Source organism: Ekhidna sp., assembly GCF_965227465.1.
Taxonomy (GTDB): Bacteria; Bacteroidota; Bacteroidia; order Cytophagales; family Cyclobacteriaceae; genus Ekhidna.
Map to the genome: position 1 here is coordinate 523,370 of NZ_OZ245746.1, position 15,158 is coordinate 538,527.

15 protein-coding genes are annotated in these 15,158 nt (G+C 38.7%); 8 read left to right on the forward strand and 7 right to left on the reverse strand.

Annotated elements, in window-relative coordinates:
• Positions 1–16 precede the first annotated feature (16 nt).
• Positions 17–706, reverse strand: coding sequence for a hypothetical protein (locus tag ACO05G_RS02400; protein WP_421764518.1), 690 nt, complete (start codon positions 704–706; stop codon positions 17–19).
• A 146-nt stretch (positions 707–852) separates the two neighbouring features.
• Between ACO05G_RS02400 and ACO05G_RS02405 the strand changes: the two genes are divergently transcribed.
• Together ACO05G_RS02405 and ACO05G_RS02410 are read left to right on the forward strand one after the other, a co-directional pair.
• Entirely contained in the window at positions 853–1,188 is a 336-nt protein-coding gene (locus tag ACO05G_RS02405; RefSeq protein ID WP_348281284.1) for a PadR family transcriptional regulator, read from the forward strand.
• Between the two features lie 26 nt (positions 1,189–1,214).
• A complete protein-coding gene (locus ACO05G_RS02410) occupies positions 1,215–3,818 on the forward strand; it encodes an ABC transporter permease (RefSeq protein WP_421764519.1) in 2,604 nt (867 codons plus the stop codon).
• A gap of 1 nt (position 3,819) precedes the next feature.
• Here the strand turns inward: ACO05G_RS02410 and ACO05G_RS02415 are convergent, their stop codons facing one another.
• Positions 3,820–4,683: a formate/nitrite transporter family protein gene (locus ACO05G_RS02415; protein WP_421764520.1), complete on the reverse strand. Its 864-nt coding sequence runs from the start codon at positions 4,681–4,683 to the stop codon at positions 3,820–3,822.
• Between the two features lie 154 nt (positions 4,684–4,837).
• Between ACO05G_RS02415 and ACO05G_RS02420 the strand changes: the two genes are divergently transcribed.
• The 4 genes from ACO05G_RS02420 to ACO05G_RS02435 are packed head-to-tail and all read left to right on the forward strand — an operon-like array spanning position 4,838 to position 7,635.
• Positions 4,838–5,566, forward strand: coding sequence for a bacteriorhodopsin-like (locus ACO05G_RS02420; protein WP_421764521.1), 729 nt, complete (start codon positions 4,838–4,840; stop codon positions 5,564–5,566).
• A gap of 35 nt (positions 5,567–5,601) precedes the next feature.
• A complete protein-coding gene (locus tag ACO05G_RS02425) occupies positions 5,602–6,522 on the forward strand; it encodes a Brp/Blh family beta-carotene 15,15'-dioxygenase (RefSeq protein WP_421764522.1) in 921 nt (306 codons plus the stop codon).
• Positions 6,523–6,538: 16 nt separating this feature from the next.
• Positions 6,539–7,078 (forward strand): HD domain-containing protein, encoded by a 540-nt coding sequence (locus ACO05G_RS02430; protein WP_421764523.1) that lies wholly within the window; start codon positions 6,539–6,541, stop codon positions 7,076–7,078.
• An 11-nt stretch (positions 7,079–7,089) separates the two neighbouring features.
• Positions 7,090–7,635, forward strand: a complete 546-nt coding sequence (locus tag ACO05G_RS02435) for a DUF2911 domain-containing protein (protein ID WP_421764524.1) — start codon at positions 7,090–7,092, stop codon at positions 7,633–7,635.
• A gap of 69 nt (positions 7,636–7,704) precedes the next feature.
• Here the strand turns inward: ACO05G_RS02435 and ACO05G_RS02440 are convergent, their stop codons facing one another.
• Positions 7,705–9,033, reverse strand: coding sequence for a pyridoxal phosphate-dependent decarboxylase family protein (locus tag ACO05G_RS02440; RefSeq protein ID WP_421764525.1), 1,329 nt, complete (start codon positions 9,031–9,033; stop codon positions 7,705–7,707).
• Positions 9,030–9,593: a nitroreductase family protein gene (locus ACO05G_RS02445; RefSeq protein WP_421764526.1), complete on the reverse strand. Its 564-nt coding sequence runs from the start codon at positions 9,591–9,593 to the stop codon at positions 9,030–9,032. Before ACO05G_RS02445 ends, ACO05G_RS02440 begins: the two co-directional genes overlap by 4 nt.
• Positions 9,594–9,610: 17 nt before the next feature.
• Here ACO05G_RS02445 and ACO05G_RS02450 point away from each other — a divergent pair, with 17 nt between their 5' ends.
• On the forward strand, positions 9,611–10,474 hold the full coding sequence (locus tag ACO05G_RS02450) for an SDR family oxidoreductase (protein ID WP_421764527.1): 864 nt from the start codon (positions 9,611–9,613) through the stop codon (positions 10,472–10,474).
• Between the two features lie 26 nt (positions 10,475–10,500).
• Positions 10,501–11,382, forward strand: a complete 882-nt coding sequence (locus ACO05G_RS02455; RefSeq protein WP_421764528.1) for a DUF72 domain-containing protein — start codon at positions 10,501–10,503, stop codon at positions 11,380–11,382.
• A 49-nt stretch (positions 11,383–11,431) separates the two neighbouring features.
• Here the strand turns inward: ACO05G_RS02455 and ACO05G_RS02460 are convergent, their stop codons facing one another.
• The 3 genes from ACO05G_RS02460 to ACO05G_RS02470 form a co-directional block, all read right to left on the reverse strand.
• Positions 11,432–11,818 (reverse strand): hypothetical protein, encoded by a 387-nt coding sequence (locus tag ACO05G_RS02460; protein ID WP_421764529.1) that lies wholly within the window; start codon positions 11,816–11,818, stop codon positions 11,432–11,434.
• A 63-nt stretch (positions 11,819–11,881) separates the two neighbouring features.
• Positions 11,882–12,655 (reverse strand): AMP nucleosidase, encoded by a 774-nt coding sequence (locus ACO05G_RS02465; protein ID WP_348281296.1) that lies wholly within the window; start codon positions 12,653–12,655, stop codon positions 11,882–11,884.
• A 77-nt stretch (positions 12,656–12,732) separates the two neighbouring features.
• The gene (locus tag ACO05G_RS02470) at positions 12,733–15,084 is read right to left on the reverse strand and encodes an FG-GAP-like repeat-containing protein (protein ID WP_421764530.1); all 2,352 of its coding nucleotides are present in this window, start codon (positions 15,082–15,084) and stop codon (positions 12,733–12,735) included.
• Positions 15,085–15,158: the final 74 nt, after the last annotated feature.

A 15,158-nucleotide genomic window follows, 5' to 3' on the forward strand; every position in this document is an offset into this window, starting at 1 on the left:
CAAAGCCCGATGGATGTTAGTCTTCTTTCAAAGCGGAAAGCAAGCCTTTTACCTTTTCGTCAACGGATATGTCTGAATATTTTTCCAGTGCCTCAGTCATATATTTAGGTACTCTCTCTCCATTTTCAATTTTAGAGGTGATATCAAATAGCAGTTGAGAAAAGTTTATCAATTCTTTATAATGATTTGCAATTGTTGAGGTTTCTTTATCCGAGCCACAGCTACTGTTATAGATACGTACTATGTCCTCAATATTCGTGAAGCCAAGCTCTTTTTCTTCCAACTTGAATGCTACCGTTTGACAATCACTTAAAAATTCAATTGCATTTGCTCGAAAGCCAATACTGCTGATTGGAAGTGATTGATCATCTTTATAAAGAACTCGTTCAGTGTACTGCACCTTATTTTCAGGACGAACTGCATAGTAGCTCAACGTGCCCTTTGCTAATACTTTTGCAATGGTCTTTCTATTGGCATAGTTTATTGGCTCGAACGTTTCTCCATCTTTTACGACCATTTTTATTTTGAAAGCCTTGAATTCCTGTTTCCCATTAGCGTGCTTAATTTTTACCTCATCAAAATTTGTAGCCCTTAAAATACTTATCTCACCAAAGATGGAGTCAGCTTCCAGAGTTACAAGGTATCCATTTTGGGCCTGTACAATTGTTGCCAATGAGATCATTAATACTATTAAGAGATGTTTCATGTCGATAAATTTTCACCAAGATATGACATAATTTCCGCATCGTTTATGTGTATTTTTTATACAAAATGTGAATAAATAAAAACCATTCTGTTTTTTACTCGTATTCATTTTTCATACATTTAGTGAATTAATCAATAACTGTAACTATGAAAGGAACTAACCTTGGCGAATTTGAGGAGGTTGTTTTACTCACCATTGCTTCATTAATGAGTGAGGCATACAGCGTCAATATTGTTGATGAGATAGCTGCTGTGACGGGTAGAAAAACCAAACTTGGAGTTGTACATGCTGTTCTCAAGCGCTTAGAAGACAAAGGACTAATTACTTCTGAACTAGGAGAACCCACAAAAGAAAGAGGGGGTAGGCGGAAGCGTTTTTTCTCCATTTCTCATGCTGGTAAAGTATCACTAATGAAAGCTAAAGAGCAACGTGACAAGCTTTGGAGCAATATTCCGGAACTCGTATTTCAAGGAATAAGATGAGAAGGCATCAGGGGCCTCCCAAGTGGATGGATAGAATCATAGAATTCTATTGCAGAAAGGATCTACTAGAAGACCTTCAGGGAGACCTCCATGAATACTATTTCCGAAACCTTGAAAAGAGTAGGCAAAGGGCTAATCTCATATTCTTACTCGATGTGCTCAAGTTCTGCAGACCATACACTATTCGAAAACCCAAAATACTCGGACAAATGAATTTCTTCAATTTGATAAGCAATTATTTCAAAACATCGGCAAGGAGTCTTGCAAGAAATAAACTCTTTTCTTCTATCAACATTATTGGACTGGCCATCTCCATGTCTATTGGAATTCTGATGATCACCTACATCAGTGAACTTCTCAGCTTCGATACTTTCCATGAGAAAAGAGATCGGATTTATAGGGTTCACTCAACCTATCAGGATATCTCAGGAGATGATCCATTCGGACTTGCCTCGTCTTCCGTATTCATAGGAAAAAAATTGAAAGAGGAGTATCCAGCCTTTGAGAAGGTATTACTTATGCGCCGAAATTTCAGAGCTGATTTAAATAAAGATGAGAATACGATTGCCGTTAGAGGCCATTACGCTTCTGAAGAGTTTTTTGATGTTTTTTCCTTTAAACTAAAGGCTGGAAATCCTGCGACTGCACTTGTGGAGCCTTATTCAATTATCCTCACCCAAAAGACTGCTGATAAGTTATTCAAAGATAAAGAAGCAGTCGGTCAGATTGTGACTTCTGGAGAAGACACTTATACGGTTACGGGGGTCATGGAAAATATACTCAACAACTCGCACATACAGTTTGAGGCGCTAGCCTCATTTATCACGCTTGAAAATGAATTTTCAGGCAGAGATAATACAACCTTTTTTGACTGGAGAAGCATTTGGATGAACTATGTTTATGTGCTTTTACCGAAAAATCATAATCCTACTTTCGTTGATCAGTTTTTAGTCGACATAGCAGTAGAGGAGAATGCAAAGACAGATCGATATGCTATTACCCATAAGCTGGAAAGTCTTGCGAACATTGTTCCTGGTGAAGAGCTTTCAAATCATATAGGACCAAGTTTTGCTTGGAAGGGTATTTATCAGTTGGTCTTACTCACACTTTTTGTCATTGTCTCTGCCTGCTTCAATTATACTAACCTATCCATTGCCAGGTCTTTGAGGAGAGCAAAGGAAGTAGGCGTTCGAAAAGTGGTGGGAGCAGGTAGAAGACAGATTTTCACTCAGTTTGTTTTTGAAGCGATCGTAGTTGCACTGATTTCATTAGTCCTGTCCTATGGACTGTTTTTATTTATCAAGCCATTCTTTATGGAGATCGTCTTAGACAATCGAAATATGGTAACTATGGATTTTCAATGGATACATGTTTTATATTTTCTCAGCTTTGCATTTTTAATTGGATTGATTGCTGGGGTGTTGCCATCCGCAGTTTTATCAAAACTGAAAGCTATTTCTATTTTCAGAGATGCTTCGTCTGTAAAACTTATCAAGGGCGTGAATTTGCGAAAAGTGCTGATAGTTATTCAATTCACTATGTCGATCTTTCTGATCATTGGTTCCACAATAGCCTATCGACAGTACAAATTTGCCCTCAATTTTGATATGGGATTCACTACGGATAATGTGTTGAATGTTTCCTTGAGTGGTAATGACGCGAAACTCTTAATACCGGAGATCGAAAAATTACCGGAAGTAAGAAAGATTTCCAGATCTGGCATGATACCAAATACTGGAGAAGTTTGGGGAGAAGAAGTTAAATACAAAGACCCGCTTGACTCGGCAGATGTTTTTGTGAATTTTGTTGACAAGAATTATTTCTCTACTCATGAATTTTCCTTTATTGCCGGAGGTTCATTTCCCTATGATCAAGAGGATGGAGATGCGAAGTTTGTTGTAATCGATGAACTTCTTCTTAAGCGGTTCAACTTTGAGAGTGCTGAAAGTGCTATTGGCGAAGTATTGACGCTTGACCGAAGAATTGAAGATTTGAAAGTTGAAATAGTAGGGGTGGTTAAGGAATTTCAATACACGAAAATTCACAGTGAGTCAGAGCCGGTTGCAATTATACAAGGTACGCCTGAAGATTATCAGTTTTTAAATTTGGTCGTGCAGTCAGACGATATGATCGGGTTGATGGCAAAGTTGGAATCCATTTGGACCGATATAGATAAAGTTCACCCGTTTGAAGCTCAGTTTTATGATGAGCTTATCCAGGAAGCTTATGAAGATCAGGCGGTTATGTTTAAAATATTTGGCTTCCTGGCATTTCTTGCGATTTCTATCGCTTCGATGGGGTTATTAGGGATGGCTGTTTTCACCACAGAAACGCGTCAAAAAGAAATTAGTGTTCGAAAAGTTCTTGGAGCCAACAAGCAACAATTGATGTACATCCTGTCGAAAAGCTTCATTGTCATGATGCTTATTTCCGCGCTCATCGCAATGCCATTGAGTTACCTGTTTTTTACAGAAATGGTCATGGAGGATTTTGTCAACCGAATTAGTATTGGACCTCTTGAATTATTGTCTGGTGTATTTATTGTTTTTGCTATTGGGCTGCTTACGATCAGTTGGCAAACGGGCAAGGCCGCAAGAACTAATCCTGCTGAGATGCTAAGAACTGAATAGGTTACCTTCTGTCTTCAGAGTTAGCGATAGATTTTTTACTGTCAATTGAAGCGTACTTAATGATTGATACGAATAATACTCCACCTACAATATTTCCGATGGTAGTGTAGAATTGAAAATGGAAATAGTCGGTCCAGGTGATTTTAGGTGAAGTTATTAGGCCAGCAAATACTTCTATTGACCCAACAATGGAATGGTGTAGACTTCCCAAACCGATTACGAATGTGATCATGATTACAATGAAAATTCGACTCATCGTATCCTGAGCAGAAGTAACCAGCCAAGAAAGCAAACCCATCAACCATCCGGCAAGCAGTGCGCTACCGAAAATAATCCAAGCGTCAAACTTGATCATCTTGTGCGCTAAATGATAGAATGCTTCAATATCTACAACCTCAAGAGGTGGTGTAAGAAAAACAAGAAGTCCGCCAATGATGTATCCGCCTAGTAAATTTCCGAAATAAATAATGCCGAATAGCTTGAGCAAATTGAGGATGGTTTTATTTCCATTTAATACGGGTAACACAGCAAGGGTAGTTTGCTCTGTGAAGAGTTCAGATCTTCCCAATACGACGAAAACAAAGCCAATGGGGTAGCCAATGGCAAGGGCAAAATGAAGTGATATGGGGTCTCCATCGCCGAGATAGGTATAGATGATTGCCAAAACGTACAAACTAAAACCAATTTCCAAACCAGCTGCTAAGGCTGAAAAAAAGAGGTTACGATTAGATCTTTCATACTCACCAAGCCCCGTTTTTATTTGCTCATCTAGTATTTCATCTACAGTTTTTGGCTCATTACTCACATCCCTTACCTCTTTTGGCTTATAAAGAACGGCTCGAATTTTTTCTAAGGTTTTTTTCATGACAAAGCGATTGCCTCTAATAAACAATAAGCAAGGGTTTTTGTGAGAATTTAGAGATTTAAAATCATTTTGTTTAACATTTAATAAATAAAAGTTAAACAAAAAAACAGAACAGGCAGTTGCTTAACCATTAATAAATAAAAACATTAATAATATGAAAGCATTATTAGCCGCAACCCTTCAATCAGGTGATTATGTAGGGTTCACATTTTTTATTGGCAGTATGGCCATGTTGGCAGCAACCGTTTTCTTCTTTTTAGAAATGAAGAGTGTTGACGAGAAGTGGAGAACATCACTTCTTGTATCTGGGCTTATTACGTTTATCGCAGCAGTGCATTATTACTACATGCGAGATTACTGGATTCAAAACGGTACTTCACCGACAGAATTCAGGTACATAGATTGGATTTTGACTGTTCCATTAATGTGTGTTGAGTTTTACTTAATACTGAAAGCATTTGGAGCCAAAATAGGACTTCTGTGGAAAATGATAGCATATTCTTTATGGATGCTTGTAACGGGCTATCTGGGAGAAACAGTTTTTAGAGATAGCAGTGCTATTTGGGGAGCTATATCGACTTTGGGTTATTTAGGAATTTTTTACGAGGTATGGTTTGGTTCAGCTAAACAGCTATCAAAAAATTCTAACGATCCAATCTTACAAAGAGCATTTAATACATTAGCTTGGTTTATACTCGTTGGATGGGCTATTTATCCAATTGGTTACATGGCGATAGAGACAGACGGAATTCTTAGTGGTGTTCTTAGTCCTAGTTCTTTGGATATCATCTACAACATTGGTGATGCGATCAATAAAATTGGTTTTGGTTTGGTTATTTATAGTTTGGCAGTAAGCAAAACTGCTAGTCCAGCTAAAGCTTAACAATTTAAAGGGGGGTGATTCACCCCCTTTATATTATGTTCAAAATAGTACAATATGGATTGGCTTGTATGACTGGTGTCATTTTTCTGGCATTCAATCTTTCTACGGAATTGATCAATTCCATATGTCTTGTCCTAATTCTTCTATTCGGAATACCACATGGAGGTGTAGACCATCTTATTCATGCGTCTACTACACCAGATACAAACGTTCTCAAGTATATTGTAAAGTATCTCCTCATAGCGGGTGGATACATTCTATGGTGGCTTATCGATCCGTCTAAAGCGTTGTTCATATTTATTATTCTTTCCGCCTATCATTTTGGGCAAGAGTTTATAGCAGATATGCGAATCAAAGGGCAGAATGTCATCCTCAATTTGATTTGGGGATCGGTCATCCTTGTAGGACCTATGATATTCAGTTATCAGGAAATAGCTGTTTATCTGCAAATCATTATTCCTAATCTGCCTGATGAGATTGGTCCAATGACAAAATATACTATTCCTATTATTTCGATATTGCTAGCTATTGGAAGTGTTTTCTGGCTTAGACGTCAAAAATTAACAGCAGGAAGAATTTATCAAATAGGGTTATTCCTTTGCGTAATTATTCTCAGTCATATACTGTTACCATTCATACCTGCCTTCACCATTTATTTCATTCTTTTCCACTCAACTAATGCATTCAAACATCAGTTTTCCTGGCTCAAAGAGAAAAAAGACAATTATCACTTCGGAAAATTTATTATCGATCTTCTTGGTTTTAGTCTGCTTGCAATTCTTGGTATTTTAGGTCTGATATGGATTCTAAAACCTGAATCTCAAGCTACACTAGTTACTTATTTCTTTATTTTAACCTCACTCATCACATTGCCCCATGCAATTACCCTGGATCAATTTTACAGATTTAGGAATACACTGAAAATAGGTAAGGCAATTACCGAATCTTCGAAATAGTTTCTATTTTTCATGGATGAATAAGGATGAAGCAAGAGAGATTTTACTTTCCATGACCGACGGTGAGAGCCTATTGAGGCACGCACGAACTGTTGAATTGGTAATGGAAGCTTATGCTGAAAAGCTAGATGAAGATCCTCAAGAATGGGCGGTCACAGGTATGCTTCATGATGCAGACTATGAAAAGTATCCGGATGAACATCCCAATAGGATTGTAAGTATGCTACGTGATCTGGGAGAAGAGAAAATTGCGCATGCGATCTCCGCACACTACACGAAGTGGAATGTATCTTATGATACATTACTGGACAAGGCCCTTCTTGCATGTGATGAGCTGACCGGATTTATTGTTGCGTGTAGTCAGATTAGACCTGAAGGCATAGAGACATTAACAGCTAAATCAGTAAAAAAGAAACTGAAGCAAAAGAGTTTTGCAGCGAAAGTGGAGAGAGATGAAATTGAAAAAGGAGTGGAATTGATGGGAGTAGACTTGACAGAACACATTACCTTTATTATTGAGGTTCTGAAAGTACATAAAACAGAGCTTAGGATTTAAACCCAACAATTATGAAAAAGAAATTACTGATTGGATTCGGAATACTGGTTGTGTTGATTGTGGCTGCAATGTTTTATTTAAATAATAGAAACAGAACACTTAGCCCTCCGGGCGAAACAGCTGTGGAGACTAGCCGGATGACCGTATCTGTTGCATATTCCAGACCTTCGGTACGTGATCGAATGATTTTCGGAGAAAAAGAAGAGGGAGCTCTTCAACCATATGGCTATTACTGGAGACTTGGTGCAAACGAACCAACCTTTATTGAGGTTAGTGAGGATTTCATATTTGGCGAAGAGAGGATTGATGCAGGTAAATATGTTATTTATGCTTTCCCACGGAAGGGAGAAATGGAAATAAGACTCAATTCTGATTTACGTTTCTGGGGGTATACAGAACCAGATTACAGTATGGATTTAGCTACTGTTGTAGTTCCAATAAGTCAAAATAGTCATACAGAGCAATTTACGATAGAAGCTAAGGAGACTGGAAAAGATGCGAAATTGGTTTTTACCTGGGGTAATTATCTCTGGGAATTACCGATTATAAGGCAATAATGATAAAGGCCATCTCAGATGGCCTTTATTTTTTTAGACTACAAATTTTAGTTTGCGCATTCTCGGAACTTAAATGCTTGCAAGCATCCGGGTCCAAATTTCCTCAAGCCAATTATCATGTTCCGGCTTCATGAGTGAAGATCTCAAACAAGTCAAATATTCCGAATCAATTGCAAATTTGGAATTTTTAATCTTGCTGGTAGGATACTTGTAAAGGGACAGATAGAGCTTATTTTTTTCTGCCTTTTTAAAAAACGCAGTTGCTTGATCACTCATTTCACTCGTTTTTTTTCCTTCAATGCCCCAGACAACTATATCCGTTTCTGGTTTTAGTAGTGGGAAAAAATGATCGCTATAATAAAGCTTATTGAAGAATTTCAAGGCTGCATTTCTTGATTTAGCAAGGTCCTTGGCAAATGTTCCATTTTTAATGGGTGGCATCAATTGATGTGTAGCCCAGAGCCCCACAGCAGAAGCCCCCGCACGAGAACATTCCAGACTAATTTCACCCAGATGTAGGTCATCAGATGTGAAGTATGTGTAAGGAGAATCGTGGATATAACATTGGGCAACCTCCGGATTTTTAAAAAGAATACATCCACACCCATACGGTTGTAAGCCCTGTTTGTGAGGGTCAATAACAATGCTGTCTACGCTATCCAGATGTGCGTACTTCTCGATGGTTTCTGGCTCCAGGTTGTCCAATAATCGAAAATAGCCTCCATACGCAGCATCAGCATGAATTCGAAAGGAGTATTTTTCCTGGAGCTCCAAAACCTCTTTCAGCGGATCCACCGAACCAAGCCCGGTTGTCCCCATTGTACATACCACCGTTCCAACGTTTCCACCTTTCAATTTTTCTTCCAGCGCACTGATTTCAATTCTACCGCTCTCATCTGTTGCTACTTTACTAAATTTTAATTTTAGCACCTCTGATATGCGCTCATGTGTGTAATGAGCCTGATCCGACGCGACAATTGTTTTGTCGGGATGAATATTTCCGGCGACCCACAGTGCTTCCAGATTAGCCATGGTTCCACCTCCAGTCAAATGGCCCAAATGTTGACTCCATCCAAACATCTTTGCCAGATCCGAGACCACCTCTTTTTCCATGGGCGAGCTTGCTTTACTGCCATCCATGGCATGATTGTTCGGGTTTATCCACATGGCCATCATATAAGCTGCTTTGGCTATTGGATGTGGAGGTTTAAGCATCTGGCCTGCAAATAGCGGATGGAAGTACGGATAGTTGTTTTGCATGCGTTCAGCAGCCGCTATAATAACCTCTTCCATTTTTTTATGGTCAAAATCATGCCGAACCTCGGGGAGATCAAACCCATCTTCAAGTTTCTCAAGTGCTTTTAACAGTAGTTCAATCGATTCTCTTTCTAGTTTCATTCTGCTATCCAATCTACTTTATCCTCAATGGGTTTCTTTTTAATAATTCGATCACTTGCTTCGCAATATCCAAGATAGAAAAAGCCGATACATTTTTCATTCTCCTTTAATTGTACATGTTCACCAAGAAATTTACATAAAGCAGGACTGCTCCAATATCCACCTAAATCATATTGCTCTAGTGCGATCCAGATGTTTTGAACAGCACAGGCTACTGATGCCACTTCTTCCCATTCGGGAATTCGCTCAGCAGGATCTCTATGCATGATGATCGCAAGTATCGCTCCTGCTTTTTCTGGGTTAGTTCTTATTTTTTCAAATTTAGCAGAAGAGAATTCCGGTGTTATTTCGCGATATTTTTCAGCTAAAAATTCACCAAGATCTTTCTTTCCAATTCCTGTAAAAACCTTAAACCTCCAGGGTTCCGTAAGTTTATGTGTAGGCGCATGATTGGCATTGGTAAGTAACTCCATGAGGATTTCTCTGGGGATAGGCTTATTGATATATTGCGCAGGGTAGACTGAGCGGCGGTTGCGAATAGAATCATTTATTTTACTCACTATAGAAATTTTATAAAATGGCTAAATCTAAAAACGTTTTAATAACCGGTGCTTCAACAGGCATAGGCTATGATCTGGTAAAGATATTTGTTGCAAATGGTTATACCGTATTTGGGAGTGTCAGAAAACAACAAGATGCAGATCGCCTCCAAAAAGAGATGGGTGAAAATTTCAAAGCACTCCTGTTTGACGTGACAGATTACGATGCAGTGGATCAGGCTGCTGAATCCATGCAGAAAGAAATTGGTGAGGAAGGGTTAGGGTTGCTTATCAATAATGCAGGAATTGCAGTAGGAGGGCCGTTTATGGATTTGAGTGTAGATGAATTCAGACACCAGTTTGATGTGAACGTTTTTGGTTTGATCAAAGTCACACAGGCATTTTTACCACTGCTAGGGGCACGAGACAATCATCCAAGCGAGCCAGGCAGAATTATTCAGATATCATCTGTAGCCGGAAGGCATGGAATGCCATTTATGGGGCCATATTCAGGCTCAAAACATGCGTTGGAAGGTATTACAGAAAGTTTACGAAAAGAACTTTTATTATTTGGAATAGATGTCATTTTGATTGAGCCGGGTCCTATTAAAACACCCATTTGGAATAAAGGGGCCTCAGAAATGGTGGAGGAGAAATTTAAGCATTCGGTATTCTACCCTGCTTTGCTAAAGTTTCAGAACAAATTTGTCGCAAAAGCTGTAAAGGATGCCTGGACCTCAGAAAAAGCTGCTAAAATCATATTTAATGCGTTTGAAAGTAAGAACCCTAAAGTTAGGTACCTGATTGTACCTGGAAAGTTTAAAAACTGGATCTTGCCAAGACTATTACCAACTAGAACGGTGGATAAATTCCTCGGCAAGGCGGTAGGTCTATTAAAATAATTACCAAAAGCCATTAGTTTTATCCTATGAAATTCGGAAGTGTAGAAAATCCCCAAGACATAGATTTTAGCTTACCTGATGATCATCACGATACTGAGCGGGTGTTGAAACAAGGTAAAGGACTCCAAAGCGTGTTTGTAGGATGTGCCAAATGGAATAAACAGGATTTGAAACAATTCTATCCAAGAGGTACAAAAGATGAACTGGAATATTATTCTACGCAATTCAATTCCATTGAATTGAATGCGACATTTTACAACCATTTTCGTATTGAGCAAATAGAAAAATGGGTGGAGAAAACTCCGGAAGATTTCAAGTTCTTTCCCAAAGTCCACCAAATGGTTAGTCACATAAAGCGTCTGAATAATGTGGAGGAGCCTATTGAACGATATACAACCAATATACGAGCATTTGGAGACAAGCTGGGTATGTGCTTTTTGCAGCTTCACGATAATTTCAAGCCTGCTAATATGGAGCGGCTGGTTACTGCGGTAGAATTTTGGCCGAAAGACATTCCTTTAGCCATAGAGCTTAGGAATACGGAGTGGTTCAATGATGCCGAAGTAGCTAATGAGGTGTATGCTTTATTTGAAAAATATGGGATTAGCAATATTGTAACAGATACTGCGGGTAGAAGGGATTTGCTACACATGCGATTGACCACACCTTCTGTTTTTGTTCGATATGTGGGAGCAAATCACGAAAGCGACTACACTAGACTGGATGTTTGGCTGGAGCGAGTTAAACAATGGGTAGACCAGGGAATGGAAAACCTCTATTTCTTTGTTCATCAAAACCTGGAAAAAGAGTCTCCCGTTTTGTCTGCTTACTTTATCCAGAAGCTAAACAAAGAGTTTGGTCTTGCGTTGACAGTTCCTGTAGGACAGGATCAGAAAAGCCTTTTTTAAGAAAAAAAAGCCCTCAAATTGAGGGCCTATGTGTCTAAATAATTAATGCTTAACGACCACCTCGTTTCTTTTTTCTTTCATTTCTCCTTGTCTCCATCTTTTCTTTCATTTCTTTCTTGATTACTTCCAATTCAGCCATCTGATCCTCATTTAAAATGCGTGCCACCTCTGTTTCTCTCTTTTCCATCAAATCTGCTCGTGCCCGCATTTTTTCGCTTCGTGCCTTCGCTTCGTCATCGCGAATTGCGTCCAACTCTGGCTTCATTGATTCTTTCAAGGCCTTTAGCTCTTTCACCTGATCTTCATTCAAATTGAGCCTTTCCTTGAACTCTTCGATCCTCAGTTCGGCCTTCTCTCTGATAGCTTCCCTTTTTCCCTGAGCATAAAGGATGTTTGCTGCTACTAGTATTCCTAAGATTAATGTCAGTTTTTTCATCTTCTAAAGTTTTCTTTTCTCTTAGATGACTTAAAAACCGAAAGGTTTAAATGAGTGAAAAAATTATTCGAAACGAAGATGTTTTACAGATTCGCCTGAATCCCTAAGTTCCATTAATGAGTCAATACCAATATCCAGGTGATTCTCCACAAATTGAGAAGTTACTTTTTGATCACTCTTAGAAGTCTTTACTCCTTCTGGTGTCATTGGATTGTCGGATACGAGTAGTAGCGCACCTCGAGGAATTTTATTGGCAAACCCTACCGTGAAAAGCGTTGCAGTTTCCATATCTATGGCAGAGGCTCTGATTTCTTTCAGGTAGTTCTTAAAATCAGCATCATGTTCCCAAACCCTTCTATTGGTTGTGAAAACTGATCCTGTCCAGTAATCAAATCCTTTTGCCTTGATGACGTGCGAAACCGATCTTTGCAAGCGGAATGAAGGTAGTGCCGGTATCTCGGGAGGCATATAATCATCCGATGCACCTTCGCCACGTATCGCTGCAATAGGTAAAATAAGATCCCCTAGTTTATTCTCTGACTTTAAGCCCCCACACTTGCCTAAAAAAAGCACTGCTTTAGGCATAATGGCAGACAAGAGATCCATGGCAGTAGCTGCCATCGCACTACCCATTCCAAAGTTGATGATGGTTATGTCATCGTGGGTTGCAGTCTGCATCGCACGTTTTTTACCTTTGATTTTCACATCAAATTTTTGAGCGAATAGATCTACATAATTCTGAAAGTTCGTAAGGAGAATGTATTTGCCAAATTCATCTAATTCTGTACCTGTATACCTGGGTAGCCAATCGTCTACTATTTCGTCTTTTGTCTTCATAGGACGCAAAGGTAGTTATCTAAAGATTGGATTGGATTCTTAGTCGTGATAGAAATTAAATGAATTTTCAACAAGTACTAGTGTTGAATAATGAGGGTTTGAGAATTTATTTTTTTAAACTCTTTGATTAAATAGATGGTGTAAAGCCCTTCAACTAAATTCAATTCAAGCTGGTTAGTTGCTTCAGATTCATGAACCAACCTTCCGCCCAAATCGTAAATCTCAATACTATCAATTTTTTCAATTCCCATGAAAGAAACGATATCACTTGTTGGATTAGGATAAACCACGGGTTTGATCTCTTTTGTTGCATCAACAGTTAAAACAAAATCGGGAATTTTTGGAACTTCAATGCTGATCACATCACTAAAAGGAGTTAGGTAGACATCTGTATTCTGCCTTATTTTGTAGTAGTATTTAAATCCTGGTTCAACATTTTGATCAGTCAATGAAGATTGAGAATTATCAATACTAAGGGATAAATAATTTTCGAATGTAGCATCCAGGGAACGTAGGATTTCATATTCAATATCCAAGTTACTTGTGTCATTCCACGTCAGCTCGATGTAGTTATTTTCTGTTAGCTCTCCTCTAAAATCAATAGGAGCAGGAGCCTCTTCTCTGGTTGTTGCAAAGTAACTTTCACTCCATTCAGATTCACCAGAATCTCCAACAGCCTTGATTCTGTAATAGTAATCTGTAAAAGGAGTCAGACCTTCATCAAGGTACATTTTATTGTTACTATTTACCTGGATTTCTGCTACTTGAGAAAAACCTTCCTCCTCTGATCTTTGAATAATATAATGTGTTTCCGAAGTGCTCATATGCCCCCAGTCAAGTTGAATAGCGCTGTTGTTAATCGATTCGATTTGGACCAACCCGACATTATGGATAGATGCACTATCATAGACTGTAATGATCTGGTTCGCTGAGAAATCGTGAACCACAGTTGAGTCACCACTTGGCCACTTAATAATGATCTCTTCAATATTCATCTCTTCACCGATCCCAAAGAATGCTTCCGCCGGTTCCTGACCATAAAAACTGATGCCTGATGTAATCGGTCGTATTTGAGGTCCGGATGCTGTCTTAATGCCAACGGTGCTCCCGATTGCCCAATGATTTTGCCCCATCATCCTTGGTTGTACGATTACGTAGTTGCAATCGCTACAGGCACTTTCCTGGAGATCGTTTTTATGGTATCGTAAATTAATAGCTTCGGAATTATCCTTTAGTCCCTGAACTAAATCCAGATCGCCATCCCGGTCAATATCTGCAGCAGTTAGCGAAGAGGCATTTAAGGTATCCTTAAAGTTGACTTGGTCAGAGACATCAATAAAGCTTTGAGAACCGGCACTTCCAAGCCACATTTTCGATTGATCGTTCCGATACAAATTATGGGCCTCCCATCCATTGGTTGTTCCAATATCCAAGCGTCCATCATTATTGATGTCGCAAAATGTCACTCCCCAAGACCAGCCAGCTTTATCAACTCCAAATGCAAGGGCTTCATCGTTATAGGTACCATTTTCATTGACAAATAGTACGTTTCGTGAATCATCTCTAAATCTTTCAATGTTTGAGATGTAAATGTCGAAATCAAGATCCTGATCAAAGTCACCTAGCGTAATACCCATATCATTAAACTTGTGATGAAGGTTCAATTCGGACGCTCTGTCTTCATAAATAAAACTCCCATGTATTTTGTCCAGGTAAGCGTTTTCATCATTTGCATCTACAGCAACATAAATTTCAGGCCAGATATCATCGTCCAGATTAAATATTAATGGCTGCCAGTAGAACAATAATTCTGTTCGATTGAGTTTGTCAGAAGCATTATTAAATGTCCCATCACCCTGATTTTCAAATAGGTACAATTCACCTCCCCATTTTGTAATTATCAGGTCCAAATAGCCATCGAGATTTAGGTCTCCAGCTGCGATTCCTCCGGAGTAATTAGCGTTTGATATTTCAGATTTAATTGCAAGCCCATTGGTGATTTTTGAATCTAAACTTACATCTGTAAATGTGCCATTTCCATTGTTTCTGTAAAGAGCAAAAGATTCAAAATCAAAACATGATGAAGTGTTTGCACAATCTGAAAGAATAAAAACATCCAGAAGGTGATCTCCGTCATAATCGAACCAAACAGCTGCTCTTGAATTCAAATCAGGATCACCAATAGATACAGGTTCGCTCCAATATGTGCCATTATTTAAATAGAGCTTATTGTCATAACCACTTCCTGCAAGAGAGAAAATATCAATAAATCCATTTTTGTCAACATCGACAAGGTTAGAGCCGCTACCATATTGTATTTCAACTCTGGTAGGATGAATTCCAACCTCTCCGGTATGGTCTGCAAATACCTGAGCATCTACCGTTATCGAAAAAATAAATAATAAAATACAAATATGCCTGAAATCCACTTTGACGAGATAAAAAATTGTGCTTATGTCAATACTAAATTGAATATTTGTCAGTAAATCGAATTTTACAATAT

Excerpts from the sequence above, each read along its gene's own strand:
- ACO05G_RS02460 (WP_421764529.1), bottom strand. The coding sequence starts at position 11,818 with ATGAAAAAACTGACATTAATCTTAGGAATACTAGTAGCAGCAAACATC.
- ACO05G_RS02435 (WP_421764524.1), top strand. The coding sequence starts at position 7,090 with ATGAAAAAGAAATTACTGATTGGATTCGGAATACTGGTTGTGTTGATT.
- ACO05G_RS02450 (WP_421764527.1), top strand. The coding sequence starts at position 9,611 with ATGGCTAAATCTAAAAACGTTTTAATAACCGGTGCTTCAACAGGCATA.
- ACO05G_RS02400 (WP_421764518.1), bottom strand. The coding sequence starts at position 706 with ATGAAACATCTCTTAATAGTATTAATGATCTCATTGGCAACAATTGTA.
- ACO05G_RS02415 (WP_421764520.1), bottom strand. The coding sequence starts at position 4,683 with ATGAAAAAAACCTTAGAAAAAATTCGAGCCGTTCTTTATAAGCCAAAA.
- ACO05G_RS02420 (WP_421764521.1), top strand. The coding sequence starts at position 4,838 with ATGAAAGCATTATTAGCCGCAACCCTTCAATCAGGTGATTATGTAGGG.
- ACO05G_RS02425 (WP_421764522.1), top strand. The coding sequence starts at position 5,602 with ATGTTCAAAATAGTACAATATGGATTGGCTTGTATGACTGGTGTCATT.
- ACO05G_RS02430 (WP_421764523.1), top strand. The coding sequence starts at position 6,539 with ATGAATAAGGATGAAGCAAGAGAGATTTTACTTTCCATGACCGACGGT.
- ACO05G_RS02455 (WP_421764528.1), top strand. The coding sequence starts at position 10,501 with ATGAAATTCGGAAGTGTAGAAAATCCCCAAGACATAGATTTTAGCTTA.
- ACO05G_RS02405 (WP_348281284.1), top strand. The coding sequence starts at position 853 with ATGAAAGGAACTAACCTTGGCGAATTTGAGGAGGTTGTTTTACTCACC.
- ACO05G_RS02440 (WP_421764525.1), bottom strand. The coding sequence starts at position 9,033 with ATGAAACTAGAAAGAGAATCGATTGAACTACTGTTAAAAGCACTTGAG.
- ACO05G_RS02465 (WP_348281296.1), bottom strand. The coding sequence starts at position 12,655 with ATGAAGACAAAAGACGAAATAGTAGACGATTGGCTACCCAGGTATACA.
- ACO05G_RS02410 (WP_421764519.1), top strand. The coding sequence starts at position 1,215 with ATGGATAGAATCATAGAATTCTATTGCAGAAAGGATCTACTAGAAGAC.